General features: G+C 71.1%; 15 protein-coding genes. 11 read left to right on the top strand and 4 right to left on the bottom strand.

Features of this window, described 5'->3' with window-relative positions; translation table 11 throughout:
- The first annotated feature begins 3 nt into the window (after positions 1–3).
- Both RI211_RS04940 and RI211_RS04935 read left to right on the top strand, forming a co-directional pair.
- Positions 4–774: an enoyl-CoA hydratase/isomerase family protein gene (locus RI211_RS04940; RefSeq protein ID WP_315637441.1), complete on the top strand. Its 771-nt coding sequence runs from the start codon at positions 4–6 to the stop codon at positions 772–774.
- A 66-nt stretch (positions 775–840) separates the two neighbouring features.
- Positions 841–2,379, top strand: a complete 1,539-nt coding sequence (locus RI211_RS04935; RefSeq protein WP_315637440.1) for an ATP-dependent DNA ligase — start codon at positions 841–843, stop codon at positions 2,377–2,379.
- Here the strand turns inward: RI211_RS04935 and RI211_RS04930 are convergent, their stop codons facing one another.
- On the bottom strand, positions 2,380–2,889 hold the full coding sequence (locus tag RI211_RS04930; RefSeq protein ID WP_187663494.1) for a phosphoribosyltransferase: 510 nt from the start codon (positions 2,887–2,889) through the stop codon (positions 2,380–2,382).
- A 160-nt stretch (positions 2,890–3,049) separates the two neighbouring features.
- Between RI211_RS04930 and RI211_RS04925 the strand changes: the two genes are divergently transcribed.
- Both RI211_RS04925 and RI211_RS04920 read left to right on the top strand, forming a co-directional pair.
- Positions 3,050–4,777, top strand: a complete 1,728-nt coding sequence (locus tag RI211_RS04925; protein ID WP_315637439.1) for a thiamine pyrophosphate-binding protein — start codon at positions 3,050–3,052, stop codon at positions 4,775–4,777.
- Between the two features lie 26 nt (positions 4,778–4,803).
- Entirely contained in the window at positions 4,804–5,652 is an 849-nt protein-coding gene (locus RI211_RS04920) for a PhzF family protein (RefSeq protein ID WP_315637438.1), read from the top strand.
- Positions 5,653–6,214: 562 nt separating this feature from the next.
- Here the strand turns inward: RI211_RS04920 and RI211_RS04915 are convergent.
- Both RI211_RS04915 and RI211_RS04910 read right to left on the bottom strand, forming a co-directional pair.
- Positions 6,215–6,595, bottom strand: a complete 381-nt coding sequence (locus RI211_RS04915) for a VOC family protein (protein ID WP_187663491.1) — start codon at positions 6,593–6,595, stop codon at positions 6,215–6,217.
- A gap of 91 nt (positions 6,596–6,686) precedes the next feature.
- Positions 6,687–8,549 (bottom strand): FAD-dependent monooxygenase, encoded by a 1,863-nt coding sequence (locus tag RI211_RS04910; protein ID WP_315637437.1) that lies wholly within the window; start codon positions 8,547–8,549, stop codon positions 6,687–6,689.
- A 128-nt stretch (positions 8,550–8,677) separates the two neighbouring features.
- Between RI211_RS04910 and RI211_RS04905 the strand changes: the two genes are divergently transcribed.
- Positions 8,678–9,385, top strand: a complete 708-nt coding sequence (locus tag RI211_RS04905; protein WP_315637436.1) for an IclR family transcriptional regulator — start codon at positions 8,678–8,680, stop codon at positions 9,383–9,385.
- 56 nt (positions 9,386–9,441) lie between these two features.
- Here RI211_RS04905 and RI211_RS04900 read toward each other — a convergent pair whose 3' ends face one another.
- A complete protein-coding gene (locus RI211_RS04900; RefSeq protein WP_315637435.1) occupies positions 9,442–10,821 on the bottom strand; it encodes an MFS transporter in 1,380 nt (459 codons plus the stop codon).
- A 143-nt stretch (positions 10,822–10,964) separates the two neighbouring features.
- Between RI211_RS04900 and RI211_RS04895 the strand changes: the two genes are divergently transcribed.
- The 6 genes from RI211_RS04895 to RI211_RS04870 are packed head-to-tail and all read left to right on the top strand — an operon-like array spanning position 10,965 to position 17,396.
- Entirely contained in the window at positions 10,965–12,437 is a 1,473-nt protein-coding gene (locus RI211_RS04895) for a fumarylacetoacetate hydrolase family protein (RefSeq protein ID WP_315637434.1), read from the top strand.
- On the top strand, positions 12,434–13,120 hold the full coding sequence (locus RI211_RS04890) for a GntR family transcriptional regulator (protein WP_025103811.1): 687 nt from the start codon (positions 12,434–12,436) through the stop codon (positions 13,118–13,120). The genes RI211_RS04895 and RI211_RS04890 overlap by 4 nt, the downstream gene beginning before the upstream one ends.
- Positions 13,117–14,616, top strand: coding sequence for a 5-carboxymethyl-2-hydroxymuconate semialdehyde dehydrogenase (gene hpaE / locus RI211_RS04885; protein ID WP_025103810.1), 1,500 nt, complete (start codon positions 13,117–13,119; stop codon positions 14,614–14,616). The genes RI211_RS04890 and hpaE overlap by 4 nt, the downstream gene beginning before the upstream one ends.
- Before the next feature lie 30 nt (positions 14,617–14,646).
- Positions 14,647–15,813, top strand: coding sequence for a 3,4-dihydroxyphenylacetate 2,3-dioxygenase (hpaD, locus tag RI211_RS04880; protein ID WP_259951970.1), 1,167 nt, complete (start codon positions 14,647–14,649; stop codon positions 15,811–15,813).
- Between the two features lie 9 nt (positions 15,814–15,822).
- Positions 15,823–16,608 carry a fumarylacetoacetate hydrolase family protein gene (locus RI211_RS04875; protein WP_259951969.1) on the top strand — a complete coding sequence of 262 codons (786 nt, stop codon included), beginning with the start codon at positions 15,823–15,825 and terminating at the stop codon, positions 16,606–16,608.
- Positions 16,593–17,396, top strand: coding sequence for an HpcH/HpaI aldolase family protein (locus tag RI211_RS04870; RefSeq protein WP_259951968.1), 804 nt, complete (start codon positions 16,593–16,595; stop codon positions 17,394–17,396). Before RI211_RS04875 ends, RI211_RS04870 begins: the two co-directional genes overlap by 16 nt.
- Positions 17,397–17,476: the final 80 nt, after the last annotated feature.

Below are 17,476 nucleotides of genomic sequence, written 5' to 3'. Positions count from 1 at the left end.
CCCATGATCGATCTCGCCATCGCCGACGACGTCGCCACCGTGGTGCTCGACGCCCCCGCGAAGCTCAACGCCCTGGACGAGGCCGCCCTCGCGGAGCTCGACGCCGCGTACCGGGAGGCCGAGGCCGCCGGGGTGCGGGCGCTGCTGCTCCGTGGTGACGGGCGGGCGTTCTGCGCCGGGCGGGACATCTCCGCCGTCGATCCGCGCGACGACGATGTGCTCGACTACCTCGGCGGACGCGTGACGCCTCTGCTGCAGCGGATGTCCCGCTTCCCGGCGCCGACCTTCGCCGTCGCCCACGGCGCCTGCCTCGGCGTGGGACTCGGCCTGCTCATCGCGACGGACGTCGTGTACGTCGCCGAGTCCGCGAAGATCGGCTCCCCGTTCGCGGCGCTCGGCGCGACCCTCGACTCCGGCGGGCACGCGCTGTTCCTCGACCGGCTCGGCCCGCACAAGACGCTCGACCTCATCTACACGGGTCGGCTCATGAGCGGCGCCGAGGCGGTACGCTCCGGCCTCTTCTCGCAGGTCTTCCCCGACGACGAGGTGCTCGCGGCCGCGACGGCCGCCGCGACGAAGGCCGCGCGTGGCGCCACGGTCGCCTTCCGGGCGAGCAAGGAGCTCGTCGCCCGCATCCGCGACGAACGCCTCACCCTCTGGGAATCCATCGAGGTCGAGAACGCGGCCCAGGCCGCCCTGTGCGACACCGAGGACTACCGGGAGGGCTTCGCCGCGTTCCAGGAGAAGCGGACGCCGGAGTTCCGCGGGCGCTGACGCCACGGCCCGGTCGCCGTGTCAACCGTCTCGTGCAGTGTCCGACCCCGGTGGGAGGATGCCCGCATGCTGCTCTCGGAGCTCGTCACCACCACCGACCAGGTCGCCGCGACCTCGTCCCGCCTGGCCAAGGTCGAGGCGATAGCGGCGCTGCTCCGCCGGGCCGACGCCGACGACATCGCGCCTCTCGTGGGGCTGCTCCTCGCGGCACCCCGCCAGGGTCGCCTCGGCGTAGGGTGGCGGGGGCTGACGGCCCTCGCCATCGAGCACACCACGACACCGACGCTGACCATCGCGGAGGTCGACCACGCCTTCGACACCCTCGCGCACACCTCGGGCTCCGGTTCGGCGGGCGTGCGCAGCGAGCTGCTGCACGACCTCGCCGCCCGAGCCACCGCTCCCGAATGGGACTTCCTGACCAGGGCGATGCTCGGGGAGCTCCGCACCGGAGCGCTGAGCGGCGTGCTCCTCGACGCGATCGCCCGCGCCGCCGAGGCCCCGCCTGCCACGGTGCGACGAGCCGCCATGCTCTCCGGCGACCTCGGCGAGACGGCGCTGCTCGCGCTCACCGGCGCCGAGGGCGCACTCGACGAGGTCGGGCTCCGGGTGGGTCGCCCCGTGCTCCCGATGCTCGCGGCCACGGCGCCGACGCCCACGGCCGCTCTGGAGATCACCGGGCGCGCCTCGGTCGAGTACAAGCTCGACGGCGCGCGCATCCAGGTGCACCGCCGCGGCGACGAGGTCGGCATCTACACGCGGAGCCTCGCCGACGTCACCCACCGGCTGCCCGAGATCGTCGAGGTCGTCCGCGGTCTTCCCGCGCAGGAGGTCATCCTCGACGGCGAGACGCTGGCGCTCGACGAGGACGGCGGTCCCCGGCCGTTCCAGGAGACGATGTCGCGGTTCGGTGCGGATGCCGCGCGGGAACTCGCCCTGCGCCCCTGGTTCTTCGACGTCCTGCACGTGGACGGCCGTGATCTGCTCGACGAGCCGCTGTCGGTGCGTCAGGAGGTCCTGGCCGCGGTCGCCGGTGAGTGGCGCATGCCCGGCATCGTCACCGACAGTGCGGAGGAAGCCGAGCGTCTGTCCCGGGAAGCGCTGGCGGCCGGCCACGAGGGTGTGCTCGTGAAGGGCATCGATGCGCCGTACACCGCCGGCCGCCGGGGCAAGTCCTGGGTGAAGGTGAAACCCGTGCTCACGTTCGACCTCGTCGTGCTCGGGGCCGAGTGGGGGTCGGGGCGCCGGCGCGGATGGCTGTCGAACCTGCACCTCGGCGCCCGCGACCCGGACGGCGACTTCGGTGAGCCCGGCGGTTTCGTCATGGTGGGCAAGACCTTCAAAGGCCTCACGGATGCGCTGCTGCAGTGGCAGACCGACGAGTTCCCTGCGCACGAGACCCATCGCTCCGCGTCGACGGTGTTCCTCCGGCCGGAGCTCGTGGTCGAGATCGCGATCGACGGCGTGCAGCGGTCCCCGCGCTACCCCGGCGGCCTCGCCCTCCGGTTCGCCCGGGTCAAGGGCTACCGTCCGGACAAGACCGCTGCGGAGGCCGACACGATCCAGACGCTCCTCGCCCTGCGGCGGGGCGCGACGGACGACGCCTGATCAGGCCGTGGGCGGGAGGCCTTCGTCCTCCTGGCGCACCGTGCCGCGGAACGACCAGGGGAAGTCGATCCAGAGGTCGGTGTCCTTCCACGCGAAGTCCGGCTGGATGATCGTCGAGGGCTTCGTGTAGATCGTGACGGAGCGCACGTCGGCGCCCTTCTCCTGCAGCAGCTGCACCGCGAGCGCCAGCGTGCGACCGGAGTCGGCGACATCGTCCACGAGCAGCACCCGGCGGCCGTCGAGATAGGCCATGTCGAGCTCCGGCGGCAGCACCTCCGGGGCGTCCAGCACGGTGCCGATGCCGGTGTAGAACTCGACGTTGATCGCGCCGCAGTTCTTCACGCCGAGCCCGTACGCGATGGCCCCGGCCGGGAGCAGGCCGCCGCGGGCGATCGCCACCACGACCTCCGGCTCGAAGCCCGTCGCCGAGATGTTCCGCGCCAGATCGCGCGTCGCCACGCCGAAGCCGTCCCAGGTGAGCGTCTCGCGCTCGATCGATGCATCCGTCATCGGTCCATTCTCGCGCATCCGCTCCGCCCGAGCCGCCGCTAGACTGAGCAGGTCCGGCCCCGCCGGTGCCTGAAAAAGAGGCACGAAGCACCTCGCATCGCCGCGAGGGCGAGACACATACGGATCCCCCTTCTCCGTCCCTGTCTCGAAAGGCTTCTCCATGCCCTCCGTCTCCGCGCACGTCGCCCTCACCCTCGCCCAGCACGTCGATGCCGTCTTCGGCGTGATGGGCAACGGCAACGCCTACTTCCTCGACGCCCTCGAGACGCAGACCGACGCCACGTTCACCGCCGTCCGCCACGAGCAGGGCGCGGTCGTCGCGGCCGACGCGCACTTCCGCGCCTCCGGCCGCATCGCCGCGGGCACCTCCACCTACGGCGCCGGCTTCACGAACACGATCACGGCGCTGGCCGAGGCCGTGCAGGCGCACGTGCCGCTCGTCCTCGTGGTGGGCGACGAGCCGACCTCGGGGCCGCGGCCGTGGGACGTGGACCAGATCGCGCTGGCCTCGGCGGTGGGCGCCCGCACCTACACCGTCGGGCGGACCGATGCCGCCGCGACCACCGTCATCGCCGTCGAGCACGCCCTCACCTATCGCGTGCCCGTGGTGCTCGCGATCCCCTACGACGTCGCAGCCCTCGAGGCGGGCGCGGTACCGGCGGCCCCGGCTCCCCGACTCCCCGCGCCGCTCGCACCGCGCGGCGCGTTCGCCGAGGGCATGCTGGATGAGATCGCCGCCGCCCTGCGCGACGCCGAGCGTCCGTTCCTCCTCGCCGGCCGGGGCGCCTGGCTCGCCGGCGCCGGCGAGGCTCTGGGCGCCCTCGCCGCGCAGACCGGGGCACTGACCGCCTCCTCCGCCCTCGGCCGCGGTATCTTCCCGGACGCCCGGTACGACCTCGGGGTCACCGGTGGCTTCGGCGCCGAGGGGGCGATGGAGCTCGTGCGGACCGCCGATGTCGCGGTGGTCTTCGGCGCGAGCCTGAACCAGTTCACGATGCGCTTCGGCGACCTCTTCGCCCCTGGTACCCGGGTGTTCCAGGTCGACACCGCTCCGGCCGCCACGCATGCGCATGTCGGCGGCTTCGTGCGCGCCGATGCCCGTCTCGCCGCCGAGGCCCTCGTCACTCGCCTCTCCTCCGGGCACGACTTCGGAGATGGCGCAGGACTCGCCGAGGCCACCCCCGACTCCGGCGGCGTGTCGGGCACCGGCTCCGCAGTTGTGTCCGCCCGACCCTGGCGGGAGATGGTCGATGTCGCCGCGGCCCGCGCGTACCAGCCCGGGGACGACCTCGCACCCGACGGACGCCTCGACCCGCGTTCCGCCGCACGCCGGATCGCCGAGCTCCTCCCCGAGGACCGCGTCGTGGTGTCGGACGGCGGACACTTCATCGGCTGGGCGAACATGTACTGGCCGGTCGCCGCACCGGACCGGATGATGATGATCGGCACCGCGTTCCAGTCGATCGGACAGGGCTGGCCCAGCGTGGTGGGGGCGGCCCTCGCCCGTCGTGACGCGACCATCGTGCTCACCTCGGGCGACGGCGGCGGGCTCATGGCGATCGCCGACCTCGAATCGGCCGTGCGGGCGGCGGGCGGACGCGGCATGGCCGTGGTCTGGAACGACGCGGCGTACGGTGCCGAGGTCAACCTCTACGGGCTGAAGGGCTTGGCCGAGGGGCCGATGCGCATTCCCGAGGTCGACTTCGCCGCGTTCGGAGCCGCGGTCGGCGCGGAGGGTGTCGTCGTGCGGACGCTCCACGACCTGGATCGCCTCGCCACCTGGGCCGAGGAGGACCCGGCGACCCGGCGCTTCCTCGTCCTCGACCTCCGGATCTCCGGCGACGTGATCGCGCCGTACCAGCAGGAGATCATCCGCGTGAACTCCTGACCCGCGCGGGCCGATAGGCTCCCGGGATGACGGATGCTCCCGAGGTCCTGCGCTACAGCGCCTTCGCCGCGACCCCGGACGGCGGCAACCCCGCGGGCGTCGTGCTCGCGGCGGACGGGCTCGATGAGGCGGACATGCAGCGGATCGCGGCCGAGGTCGGCTACTCGGAGACCGCGTTCGTGCAGGACGCCGCGGCGGACGGCTCCCGCTTCCGGGTGCGGTACTGGTCGCCTGCCGCGGAGGTGCCGTTCTGCGGTCATGCGACGGTGGCGACCGCGGTCGCCCTCGCCGAACGGCAGGGTCCCGGGGCGGTCGTGTTCGAGACCGCGGCCGGAGACGTGTCGATGGAGTCCTTCGCGGACGCGGACGGCCGGGTCACGGTGTCGTTCACGAGCGTCGAGCCGGAGGTGCGCGACCTCGACCCCGTCGTGCGTGACCGCCTCCTCGCGCTGCTGGGGATGGAGCCGGCCGATGTCGACCCGCGCTTCCCGGTCCGCGAGGCGTTCGCGGGCAACTGGCATCCGATCGTCTTCGTCGCCGACCGGGAGCTCTTCCACCAGTTCCGTTTCTCCCCCGCCGAGGTCGCCACTCTCATGCGCGCGCGGGGCTGGCACGGCACGGTGACGGTGCTGCACGCCGAGGATCCAGCCGAGATCCAGGCCCGCAACCTCTTCCCCGTCGGGCGCATCACGGAGGATCCGGCGACAGGGTCCGCGGCCGCTTCGGTCGGCGCCTACCTCCGCGCCCAGGGCTATCCGAGCGACACCGTCCGCATCCATCAGGGGGCCCACGTCGGTCGCCCGAGCGAACTCCGCGTCGCGATACCGGCCTCCGGCGGCCTCGTCGTCTCGGGCGGAGCCACCCGCCTCCCCTGACCCCGGCCGCGGACTCCTCGGACTCGAGAGACCGAGCACGAGGCACGCGCGGTCACCCGCACGACGCGGTTCCGTCTGCGCGACCACAGCCCTCGCCCGGCCGTGCATCCGTTCCCGGATCGTGTATCCGTCACAGCACCCGAGACCTCGCTCCTACGGCACGGTCTCACCTGCACGACCCGGCTCCGTCTGCACGACCCGGCTCCGTCTGCACGACCAAAACCCTCCCCGGGTCGTGCACCCGCACCCGCGTCGCGCACCCGTCATCCGACTCGAGCCCCGCCTCCCCGGGCACCGGAACATCTGCACGAGCCGATTCCGCCTGCACGACCAACCTCAGCCCCTGGTCGTGCACCCGCCCCGCCATCGTGCATCCGGAACCCGAACCGAACCCCGGAACCCCGAACCGAACCCCGGAACCCCGAACCGAACCCCGGAACCCGAATCGGAACCCGGAACCCCGAACCAGACCCTGGAACCCAAATCGGAACCCGAACCAGACCCCGGAACCGGACCCCGGAACCCGAACCGGACCCCGGAGCCCGAACCAGTCCCCGAGTCGTCACCCCTGGGCGCTGTAGTCCGGGAGCTCCTGCAGGGTCCAGGTGTTGCCATCGGGGTCGTCGAAGCGCACGAAGCGCCCCCAGTCCTGCTCGTCCACGCCCTCCGCCTCCACGCCGAGGCCGCGTAGGTGCGCGAGAGCCTCGTCGGCGTCGGGGACGACCACCTGGATGGTGTTCTGCTGCCCCGGCTCCAAGCCGGTGGTCAGCCCCGTGCCGAAGGCGATCGAGCAGGCCGATCCCGGCGGCGTCATCTGCACGAAGCGCAGCCCCTCGTACGGCACATGGTCGTGGTCGGCGTTGAAACCGATCTTCACGTAGAAGTCCTTCGCCCGGTCGACATCGCTGACCGGGACGAAGATGAGTTCGATCTTCCAGTCCATCACGCACTCCTCCTGTCGGGCTCCGTCACCCGTCGGCCCTCACAGTACGCGCGGCCTCCGACACCCGCCAGGGCCGGAGGTGCGCCGAGGGTCAGCGCGCCGGCAGCAGCGCTCCGTCCAGGAACTCCGCCAACTCGCCCACGCCGTCCAGCGGGAGGATCGCGGCGACGTACTGGTCCGGACGCACGACGATCACGACACCGTCACGGGACAGCTCCCGCGCCTCGAAGATGTCCGTCTCGCACCACTTGCTCGGGCCCGCGGCGTAGACCTTCTCCCAGTCGGTGAGTCCGAGCGGGCCGGTCTTCGGCTGGAAGAGCTCGGGCGTCGTCGTGACCTCGACCTCCTCGAAGGGCTGCTGGTACACGGCCTTCACGTCGAACACGGCGTCGGCGTCGGCGTCAGCCGGGGTGAACCGCGCGAACACCGGCGCCGCCTCCTCCGCCCACGCGGCGAGCGCCTCCCCGGTCCGGTCGCCGAAGGCGTAGACCCGCCAGCGGCCGTCGGCCTTCGCATGGTGCCCGAGGTGGACGACGTTGCCGTCCCCGACCCGCACGACCTCCGCCGACTTGAAGCGCTTGCCCAGCGGGTAGCCGACCGCGAGCTCCTGATGGGCGTCGGTGCCGGTGATCATGGAGGACGTGTACTGGGTCATGAAACCGGAGGGGAACTCGGCCGTCGCGAGGTAGTACGTGGCCAGCTCGTTCGGGTCGGAGATCTCCTCCGGCTTGCGGGCCATGAGGCTGGACCACTCGCGGTCGAAGTCGATGAGCTGCTGCGCGACGGGACGACGCTCGGCGCCGTACGTGGCGAGCAGCGCCTCGGGGGCACGGCCGCTCAGCACGGAACCGAGCTTCCAGCCGAGATTGAAGCCATCCTGCATCGACACGTTCATGCCCTGGCCGGCCTTGGCGCTGTGCGTGTGGCAGGCGTCGCCGGTGAGGAAGACCCGCGGGCTGCGATCGACGCCGGGGTCGACGTCGTCGAAGCCGTCCGTCACACGGTGGCCCACTTCGTAGACGCTGTGCCAGGCCACCTGCTTCACATCGAGCGTGTAGGGGTGGAGGATCGCGTTGGCGCGCCGGATGATCTCCTCGATGGGCGTCTGGCGCACGCGGTGGTCGTCGTCCGCGGCGACCTCGCCGAGATCGATGTACATGCGGCTGAGGTAGCCGCCCTCCCGCGGGATGTGCAGGATGTTGCCGGCCTTGGAGTTGATCGCGCACTTGGTGCGCCAGTCCGGGAAGTCGGTGTTGACGAGCACGTCCATGACACCCCAGGCGTGTGCGGCGCTCGCTCCCGCGTGCGTGCGGCCGATCGCCTGCCGCACGCCGCTCCTGGCGCCGTCGCAGCCCACCACGTACTTCGCCCGGACCACGCGCTCCTCTGCGTCACCGACGTGCCGAACGTGCACCTCGACCGGGTACTCGCCCTCCTCGTGCACGGTGAGCCCGAGGAACTCCACGCCGTAGTCCGGCACGATCCGGCCGGGACCGTCGGCCGCCGCCTCGGCGAAGTAGTCGAGCACGCGCGCCTGGTTGACGATGAGGTGCGGGAACTCGCAGATGTCGTAGGCGTAGTCGGCGGTGCGGGTGGTCCGCACGATCTGATCGGGGTGCTCCGGGTCGGGGCCCCAGAAGTTCATCCAGCCGATGTTGTAGGCCTCGGCGATGATGCGCTCGGCGAAGCCGAAGGCCTGGAAGGTCTCCACGCTGCGGGGCTGGATGCCGTCGGCCTGCCCGAGGACGAGGCGGCCCTCGCGCTTCTCGATGATGCGGGTGGTGATGTCGGGGTACTGCGACATCTGCGCCGCGAGCAGCATGCCCGCGGGGCCGGAGCCGACGATGAGGACGTCGACTTCGTCGGGCAGGGCGGCGGGGCGGTCGATCCCGGTGCCGGCGGCGTCCTGCACGCGCGGGTCTCCGGACACATAGCCGTGGTGGTGGAACTGCATCGTCGTCGATTCCTTCCGGACGTCTTCGTCGGGTGTTGCGCCCAGGAACACGGTGTTCTATATTCGAACACAGTGTTCTACTATTGAACACAGCCTAGACCGGTGCCTCGCGCATCGCAAGGAGAGCCATGCCCGAGCGCCCCGCCGCCCCCGCGTCGCAGACGCTCAGTCGCGGCATCCGCATCCTCGAGGTGCTCGCCGACGCCCGCGGCGCGCTGACCATCGACGACATCGCGGGGCGCCTCGACGTGCACCGGTCCATCGCGTACCGTCTCCTGCGCACGCTCGAGGATCACGGTCTCGTGACCCGCGATGCGAGCGGCGCCGTGAGCCTCGGCGCCCGCATGGCCGCTCTCGCCGCCGGCGTGGCCCACGACCTCCAGGCAGAGGCGTTGCCGGAGCTGACCGCCATCGCGAACGAGCTCGGCATGACCTGCTTCCTCGCCGTCCTCGACGGCGCCGAGTGCATCACCCTCGCCAGCGTCGAACCGCGGCACGCCGTCGCGAGCGTCGCCCAGCGCCCCGGCGCGCGGCACTCCGTCACGGTCGGCGCTCCAGGGAAGGCGATCCTCGCGCAGCTCGACCCGGCGGAGGTGCCCGCCGACATCTCCCCCGCCCTGCGCGCCGACATCGACACCGCCGCCGCGCGCGGATACGCCACGAGCCACGACGAGGTCATCCCCACCGTGCAGTCGGTCGCCGTTCCGCTGCGCCTGCGCGGCCAGCGTCCCGCGGCGATCGCGGTCGTGCACGTCGCGACCGATCTCGACGACGGGGAGATCGCCGCGCGACTCCAGCGTTCCGCCGACCTCATCCGCGAAGCCCTCGAGGGCTGAGCCGGAACGCACGAGAGCGCACGCCCCTCAGGGACGTGCGCTCTCGGATCGCCGGGTCAGACCTTCGCGAGCCCGCGGATCGGGCTGACGGACTGCTCCTCCTCGTGGTCCGGACCGAGCGGGATGCCCGACCGGTCGCGCAGCAGGAGCGTGGCGACGAGACCGAGCAGCGTCATGCCCGCGAGGTACCAGGTGACGGCGTCCGTCGATCCGGTCTCCTTCACGATCGCCGTGGCGATGAGGGGCGCGAAGGCGCCACCGGCGATCGCGCCGATCGCGTAGGAGATGGAGACACCGGAGAACCGGATGCTCGCGGGGAACAGCTCGGTGTACAGCGCCGCCTGCGGCCCGTAGGTGAAGCCGAGGCCGATCGTGAGGATCGCGAGGCCCGCGAACAGCAGCCCCACCTCGCCGGTGTTGACGAGCGGGAACAGCGTGAACACGCCGACGAGCTGGAGCACCCAGCCGATGAGGTAGGTCGTGCGACGGCCGATGCGATCCGACACCCAGCCGGCCAGCAGCGTGGTCAGCAGCCAGGTCACGGCCGATCCGGTGACGGCCCACAGCACCGGCCCGCGCTCGAGCCCGATGGGTCCGTCGGGGTTCGTGGCGTAGCCCTGGATGTAGCCGCCGGTGGTCATGTAGCCCACGGCGTTGTTCCCGGCGAAGACGAGGGCCGCGATGATGACGAGCAGCAGGTGCTTGCGGAAGAGCTGCACGATCGGCATCTTCGCCTTCTCCTTGCGCTCGGCGAGCTCGGCGAACACCGGGCTCTCCTCCACGCGACGGCGGACGTAGTAGCCCACGAGGATCAGCACGACGCTGAGCAGGAACGGCACGCGCCAGCCCCAGGCGAGGAACTGGTCTCCCGGAGCGATCGCGGTCATCAGCGCCATGACGCCCGACGCCAGCAGCAGGCCGAGCGGCACGCCGATCTGCGGGGAGGCGCCGAAGATGCCGCGCTTCTTGCGAGGGGCGTGCTCGACGGCCATCAGCACCGCGCCGCCCCACTCGCCGCCGGCCGAGATGCCCTGCACGATGCGCAGCAGCACGAGGAGGATCGGCGCCATCACGCCGATGGTCTCGTACGTGGGGAGCAGACCGATCAGGGCGGTCGCGGCGCCCATGAGGATCAGCGTCCACATCAGCACCGCCTTGCGGCCGAGCTTGTCGCCGTAGTGGCCCGCGAGGAACGCGCCGAGGGGACGGAAGAGGAAGCTCACACCGACCGTGGCGAAGCCGACGAGAGCGCTGTTGGCGCCGAGCGGCGCGAAGAAGAGCTGTCCGAAGACGAGCCCGACCGCCGTGGCGTAGATGAAGAAGTCGTACCACTCGACGGTGGTCCCGACGACGGTGGCGAAGACGACACGACGCCGGTCGGCCGCCGTCGCGATGGTTCCGGTGGGTGTGAACCCATCCTGTGACTGCCCGCTCATGGGGTGTCTCCTTTGTGCTTGTGACCGCGTTGTCACGGCGCGCACGGACGTGAATCCGATTTGCTTGCCGAGGGGTGAGACGATGATATATGATTTCGGATACGACGCACAACGCGTCCTGACGAGCGCGAGGAGGCGCATCCGTGACGGACACCATCGCCCGCCCTGGGAAGATCATCGCGATCCACCTGAGCTACGCCTCGCGGGCCGACCAGCGTGGTCGACGCCCCGCCCACCCCTCCTACTTCTTCAAGCCGGCCAGCTCGGTCGGCGTCTCCGGCGGCACCGTCGAGCGCCCCGCCGGCACCGAGCTGCTCGCGTTCGAGGGGGAGATCGCGCTGATCATCGGCGCCCCGGCCCGTCGGGTCCCCCTCGCCGACGCGTGGGATCACGTGCAGTGGGTGACCGCCTCGAACGACCTCGGCCTCTACGATCTGCGCGCGAACGACAAGGGCTCCAACGTCCGCTCCAAGGGCGGCGACGGGTACACCCCGCTCGGCCCGGAGCTCATCGACGCCCGCACGGTCGACCCGGCGGCCCTCCGCGTGCGCGCCTGGGTGAACGGCGAGCTCCGTCAGGACGACACCACCGCGGGCCTCATCTTCCCGCTGGCCCAGCTCGTCGCCGACCTCTCCCAGCACTTCACGCTGGAGACCGGCGACGTGATCCTCACCGGCACTCCCGCAGGATCCTCGGTCATCGTCCCCGGCGACGTGGTCGAGATCGAGGTCGACGCCCCGGACGCCCCCGGCGCTCCCACGTCCGGCCGCCTGATCACGACGGTCACGCAGGGCGATGTCCCCTTCGACGGCGACCTCGGTTCGCTCCCCGCCGTCGACGACCTCCAGCGCACCGAGGCCTGGGGCTCCCGCGAGGCCGCGGGCCTGCCCGCCGAGGACACCGCGCCCACGCTCACCCCCGAGCTCCGCGCCCAGCTTCTCGAAGCCCCCACTGCCGGCCTCTCGGCACAGCTGCGCAAGCGCGGACACCACTCCTGCTTCATCGACGGTGTCTCTGCGAACCTCCCGGACACGAAGATCGTCGGCACCGCGAAGACCCTGCGCTTCGTGCCGTTCCGCGAGGATCTCTTCCGGAGCCACGGCGGCGGGTACAACGCCCAGAAGCGCGCGTTCGACGCCGTGGCCGAGGGCGAGATCATCGTCATCGAGGCCCGCGGCGACGCGACCACCGGCACGCTCGGCGACATCCTCGCCCTGCGCGCGCAGACCCGCGGTGCGGCGGGCGTGGTGACCGACGGCGGCGTCCGCGACTTCCAGGCCGTCGCCGAGATCGGGCTGCCGGTCTTCTCCCAGGGCGCGCACCCGTCCGTACTCGGCCGCAAGCACGTGCCGTGGGACGTCGACGTGACGATCTCGTGCGGCGGTGCCACCGTGCAGCCCGGCGACATCATCGTCGGCGACAGCGACGGTGTGATCGTGATCCCGCCGGCTCTCGCCGCCGAGGTCGCCGCCGACGCCGTGGCCCAGGAGATCGAGGACGCCTGGATCGCCGAGCAGGTCGCCGCCGGACACCCGGTCGACGGCCTGTTCCCGATGAACGCCGAATGGCGCGCCCGCTACGAGCAGGCGACCGGCACCGGAGCGGAGCGGAAGTGAGCACGGTCGAGAGCGCCAGCAAGTCGGAGCAGGCGTACGCCTGGATCCGCGCGCGCATCTCGGCGCACACCTACGGTCCCGGCTACCGTCTGGTCCTCGGGCCGATCGCCGAGGAGCTGGGCATGAGCGTGGTCCCGGTGCGCGAGGCGATCCGCCGCCTGGAGGCCGAGGGGCTCGTGACCTTCGAGCGCAACGTCGGCGCCCGGGTGACCCTCGTGGACGAGGGCGAGTACGCGCACACCATGCAGACGCTCGGACTCGTCGAGGGTGCGGCGACCGCGCTGTCCGCTCCCCTGCTCGACGCGGACGCGCTCGCGCAGGCCGCGGAGGTCAACGAGCGCATGAGCCGCCTGCTCGACCACTTCGACCCGCACACGTTCACCGAGCTGAACAGACAGTTCCACTCTGTGCTGTTCGAGCCCTGCCCCAACCCGCACCTGCTCGACCTCGTGCACCGCGGCTGGGCCCGGCTGTCCGGCATCCGCGACTCGACCTTCGCCTACGTGCCCGGCCGCGCCCACCACTCGGTCGACGAGCACACCCAGATCCTCGAGCTCATCCGCGACGGCGCCGAGCCGCTGGAGATCGAGCTCGCCGCCCGCAACCACCGGTGGCGCACGAGGGACGCGTTCCTCGACGCCCTGCACACCCGTTCCGTCCCCGCCGAAGGAGAAGCATCATGACCGACTCCCGTATCCCCGCCGACCTGCCCGACCACATCCAGCACTACATCGACGGCGCCTTCGTCGACTCGATCGACGGCGACACGTTCGACGTGCTCGACCCGGTGACGAACCAGACGTACACGACGGCAGCCGCCGGCAAGAAGGCCGACATCGAGCGGGCCGTCGCCGCCGCCAAGCGCGCCTTCGACGAGGGTCCATGGCCCCGGATGCTCCCCCGCGAGCGCTCGCGCGTGCTGCACCGGATCGCCGACATCGTGGAGTCGCGCGACGCCCGCCTCGCGGAGCTGGAGTCCTACGACTCCGGCCTGCCGATCACGCAGGCCCTGGGCCAGGCCCGCCGCGCCGCCGAGAACTTCCGCTTCTTCGCCGACCTGATCGTCGCGCAGGCCGACGACGCCTTCAAGGTGCCCGGCAAGCAGATGAACTACGTCAACCGCAAGCCGATCGGTGTCGCGGGACTCATCACCCCCTGGAACACGCCGTTCATGCTGGAGTCGTGGAAGCTCGGGCCCGCGCTCGCGACCGGCAACACGGTCGTCCTCAAGCCGGCCGAGTTCACGCCCCTCTCCGCCTCGCTGTGGGCGGGCATCTTCGAGGAGGCGGGGCTCCCGCAGGGCGTCTTCAACCTCGTCAACGGCCTCGGTGAAGACGCCGGCGACGCCCTGGTGAAGCACCCCGACGTGCCGCTCATCTCCTTCACCGGCGAGAGCCGCACGGGACAGATCATCTTCGGCAACGCCGCCCCGTTCCTCAAGGGCCTGTCGATGGAGCTCGGCGGCAAGTCGCCCGCCGTGGTCTTCGCGGACGCCGACCTGGAGGCCGCCGTCGACGCCACGATCTTCGGCGTCTTCTCCCTCAACGGCGAGCGCTGCACCGCCGGGTCCCGCATCATCGTGGAGCGCTCGATCTACGACGAGTTCGTGGAGCGCTATGCCGCGCAGGCGCAGCGCGTCAAGGTCGGCTACCCGCACGACCCCGAGACCGAGGTCGGCGCGCTCGTGCACCCCGAGCACTACGACAAGGTGATGTCCTACGTCGAGATCGGCAAGACCGAGGGCCGCCTCGTCGCCGGCGGCGGTCGCCCCGAGGGCTTCGAGGAGGGGAACTTCGTCGCCCCGACGGTGTTCGCCGACGTGGCCCCCGACGCCCGCATCTTCCAGGAGGAGATCTTCGGCCCGGTCGTCGCGATCACCCCGTTCGACTCCGACGAGGAGGCGCTGGCGCTCGCGAACAACACGAAGTACGGCCTCGCGGCCTACATCTGGACGAACGACCTCAAGCGCGCCCACACGTTCGCGCAGTCCGTCGAGGCCGGGATGGTGTGGCTGAACAGCAACAACGTCCGCGACCTGCGCACGCCCTTCGGCGGCGTGAAGGCGTCGGGCCTCGGCCACGAGGGCGGCTACCGCTCCATCGACTTCTACACCGACCAGCAGAGCGTGCACATCACGCTCGCCTCGACCCCGCACAACCCGACGTTCGGCAAGAACTGACGCCCCCCGGACACAAGCAAGGACGCTGACATGACCGACAAGACCGCCAAGACCCTCACCTCCTCCGGCTACTACGTGAGCCAGGAGGCACCGATCCAGAGCGACAACCCCGTCGCGACGCCGAAGAGCACCCCGCCGGACATCCTGCGGTGCGCGTACATGGAGCTCGTCGTGACCGACCTGGCCGCCTCGCGCCAGTTCTACGTCGACATCCTGGGCCTGTACGTGACCGAGGAGGACGACGAGGCGATCTACCTGCGCTCGACCGAGGAGTTCATCCACCACAACCTCGTGCTGCGTCAGGGGCCGATCGCCGCAGTCGCCGCGTTCTCGTATCGGGTGCGCGCCGCGGAGGACCTCGACCGTGCCGTGGAGTTCTACACGGAGCTCGGCTGCGACGTCCGTCGGCAGGAGAACGGCTTCGTGAAGGGCATCGGCGACTCGGTGCGCGTCGTCGACCCGCTCGGCTTCCCGTACGAGTTCTTCTACGCCACCGAGCACGTGGAGCGCCTGTCCTGGCGGTACGACCTGCACACCCCCGGCGAGCTCGTGCGCCTCGACCATTTCAACCAGGTCACCCCTGACGTGCCGCGCGCGGTGCGCCACTACCAGGACCTCGGTTTCCGTGTGACCGAGGACATCCAGGACGACGAGGGCACCGTGTACGCCGCGTGGATGCGCCGCAAGCCCACCGTGCACGACACCGCGGCGACGGGCGGCGACGGTCCGCGCATGCACCACGTCGCCTTCGCCACGCACGAGAAGCACAACATCCTCGCCATCTGCGACAAGCTCGGGGCGCTGCGCCGCTCCGACGCCATCGAGCGTGGCCCCGGCCGGCACGGCGTCTCCAACGCGTTCTACCTCTATCTGCGCGACCCCGATGGCCACCGCGTGGAGATCTACACGCAGGACTACTACACCGGTGACCCCGACAACCCGGTCGTCACCTGGGACGTGCACGACAACCAGCGCCGTGACTGGTGGGGTACCCCCGTCGTCCCCTCCTGGTACACCGACGCCTCGCTCGTGCTCGACCTCGACGGCAACCCGCAGCCGGTGATCGCCCGCACGGACTCCAGCGAGATGGCCGTGACGATCGGCGCCGACGGCTTCTCCTACACCCGCGCGGACGAGGGCGAGACCTCGATGCCCGAGTACAAGCAGGGCGAGTACAAGCTCGGCCACCAGCTCTAGGAGTCACGGATGCTGTCTGAGGAGACGATCGCGCAGATCGCGGCGGAGCTCGCCGAGGCCGACCGCACCCACGGGGTGATCCCGCGCATCACCGCGCGATACCCCGAGGCGACCGTGGAGGACTCGTACGCCATCCAGGGCGTGTGGCGGGACTCGCAGGTCGCGGCCGGACGTCGGCTCGTGGGCCGCAAGATCGGTCTGACGTCGAAGGCCATGCAGCAGGCGACGGGGATCACCGAACCTGACTACGGCGTCATGTTCGACGACACCGTGTACGAGTCCGGCGCGGAGATCCCCACCGATCACTTCTCCAACGTCCGCATCGAGGTCGAACTCGCCTTCGTGCTCAAGGAGCCCCTGGAGGGCCCCGACTGCACGCTGGACGACGCCCTCGCCGCGATCGACTACGCCGTGCCGGCCCTCGAGGTGCTGAACTCGCACATCGAGCTCGAGGGCCGCACGATCGTCGACACCATCAGCGACAACGCGGCCTACGGGGCGATGGTGCTGGGGACGGTGCGCAAGCGCCCGGACGAGATCGACCTGCGGTGGGTCCCCGGCGTGCTCTCCCGCAACGGGGAGATCGAGGAGACCGGTGTCGCCGCAGGTGTGCTCGGCCACCCCGCCACCGGAGTCGCCTGGCTCGCGAACAAGTTCCATCAGCACGGCGCGCGTCTGGAGGCGGGCGAGATCATCCTGGCAGGATCGTTCACACGCCCGATGTGGGTGTCGCGCGGCGACGAGGTGCTGTGCGACTACGGACCGATGGGGACCATCACATGCCGCTTCGTCTAGATCCGTCCTTCCGTGAGCAGCTCGCCGCGTCCGACCGCCCCTTCGTCGGCATGTGGGTGTGCTCCGGCAGCCCGCTGCTCGCCGAGGTCGCCGCGGGGTCCGGGCTGGACTGGCTGCTCATCGACATGGAGCACTCGGCGAACACGCTCGAGTCCGTGCTGACCCAGCTCCAGGCGGTCGCGGCCTACCCGGTCACCCCGCTCGTCCGGGTGCCCTTCAACGATGCGGTCGCGATCAAGCAGGTGCTCGACCTCGGCGCGCAGAACCTCATCGTGCCCATGGTGTCGTCCGCCGACGAGGCCAGGGCCGCCGTGGCCGCGACGCGGTATCCCCCCGAGGGCGTCCGCGGGGTCGGCAGCGCCTTGGCCCGCAGCGCCCGCTGGAACCGCGTCGACCGGTACCTGCAGGAGTCCGCGCAGCACGTGTCGCTGACGGTGCAGATCGAGACGGCCGCGGGGGTCGAGGCCGCCGCCGACATCGCCGCGGTGGACGGAGTGGACGCGGTGTTCGTCGGCCCCTCCGACCTGTCCGCGTCGATGGGCCTGCTCGGACAGCAGACGCATCCGGACGTGGTCGCCGCCGTCGAGTCGGTGTTCGCCGCGGTCCGCGCCGCCGGGAAGCCGGTGGGCGTGAACGCCTTCGACCCCTCCGCCGCCGACGCATATCTCGCGGCGGGTGCCGACTTCGTGGCCGTCGGCGCCGACGTCGCCCTCCTCGCCCGTGCCTCCGAGGCCCTCGCCGCCCGCTTCCTCCCCCGCTCCGACGCCCCCGGCCGCCCCAGCTACTGACTTCGAGTCGCGCACCTGGCTCCATCCGCGGCCGGAATGGGGCCATTTGCGCGATTCGAAGCGGCCGGGAAGGATGAGCC

Origin of the sequence: Microbacterium meiriae, assembly GCF_032364335.1 — a bacterium.
In the GTDB taxonomy this organism is placed as follows: domain Bacteria; phylum Actinomycetota; class Actinomycetes; order Actinomycetales; family Microbacteriaceae; genus Microbacterium; species Microbacterium meiriae.
The sequence above is the reverse complement of the archived record's forward strand: the minus strand, read 5'-3'. Positions and strand labels throughout refer to the sequence as shown.

Bases quoted from the DNA above. Each gene is read 5' to 3' on its own strand.
- RI211_RS04905 (WP_315637436.1), top strand. From the start codon at position 8,678: ATGCCCGAGCGCCCCGCCGCCCCCGCGTCGCAGACGCTCAGTCGCGGC.
- hpaD (WP_259951970.1), top strand. From the start codon at position 14,647: ATGACCGACAAGACCGCCAAGACCCTCACCTCCTCCGGCTACTACGTG.
- RI211_RS04940 (WP_315637441.1), top strand. From the start codon at position 4: ATGATCGATCTCGCCATCGCCGACGACGTCGCCACCGTGGTGCTCGAC.
- RI211_RS04875 (WP_259951969.1), top strand. From the start codon at position 15,823: ATGCTGTCTGAGGAGACGATCGCGCAGATCGCGGCGGAGCTCGCCGAG.
- RI211_RS04920 (WP_315637438.1), top strand. From the start codon at position 4,804: ATGACGGATGCTCCCGAGGTCCTGCGCTACAGCGCCTTCGCCGCGACC.
- RI211_RS04930 (WP_187663494.1), bottom strand. From the start codon at position 2,889: ATGACGGATGCATCGATCGAGCGCGAGACGCTCACCTGGGACGGCTTC.
- hpaE (WP_025103810.1), top strand. From the start codon at position 13,117: ATGACCGACTCCCGTATCCCCGCCGACCTGCCCGACCACATCCAGCAC.
- RI211_RS04900 (WP_315637435.1), bottom strand. From the start codon at position 10,821: ATGAGCGGGCAGTCACAGGATGGGTTCACACCCACCGGAACCATCGCG.
- RI211_RS04915 (WP_187663491.1), bottom strand. From the start codon at position 6,595: ATGGACTGGAAGATCGAACTCATCTTCGTCCCGGTCAGCGATGTCGAC.
- RI211_RS04910 (WP_315637437.1), bottom strand. From the start codon at position 8,549: ATGCAGTTCCACCACCACGGCTATGTGTCCGGAGACCCGCGCGTGCAG.
- RI211_RS04870 (WP_259951968.1), top strand. From the start codon at position 16,593: ATGCCGCTTCGTCTAGATCCGTCCTTCCGTGAGCAGCTCGCCGCGTCC.
- RI211_RS04925 (WP_315637439.1), top strand. From the start codon at position 3,050: ATGCCCTCCGTCTCCGCGCACGTCGCCCTCACCCTCGCCCAGCACGTC.
- RI211_RS04935 (WP_315637440.1), top strand. From the start codon at position 841: ATGCTGCTCTCGGAGCTCGTCACCACCACCGACCAGGTCGCCGCGACC.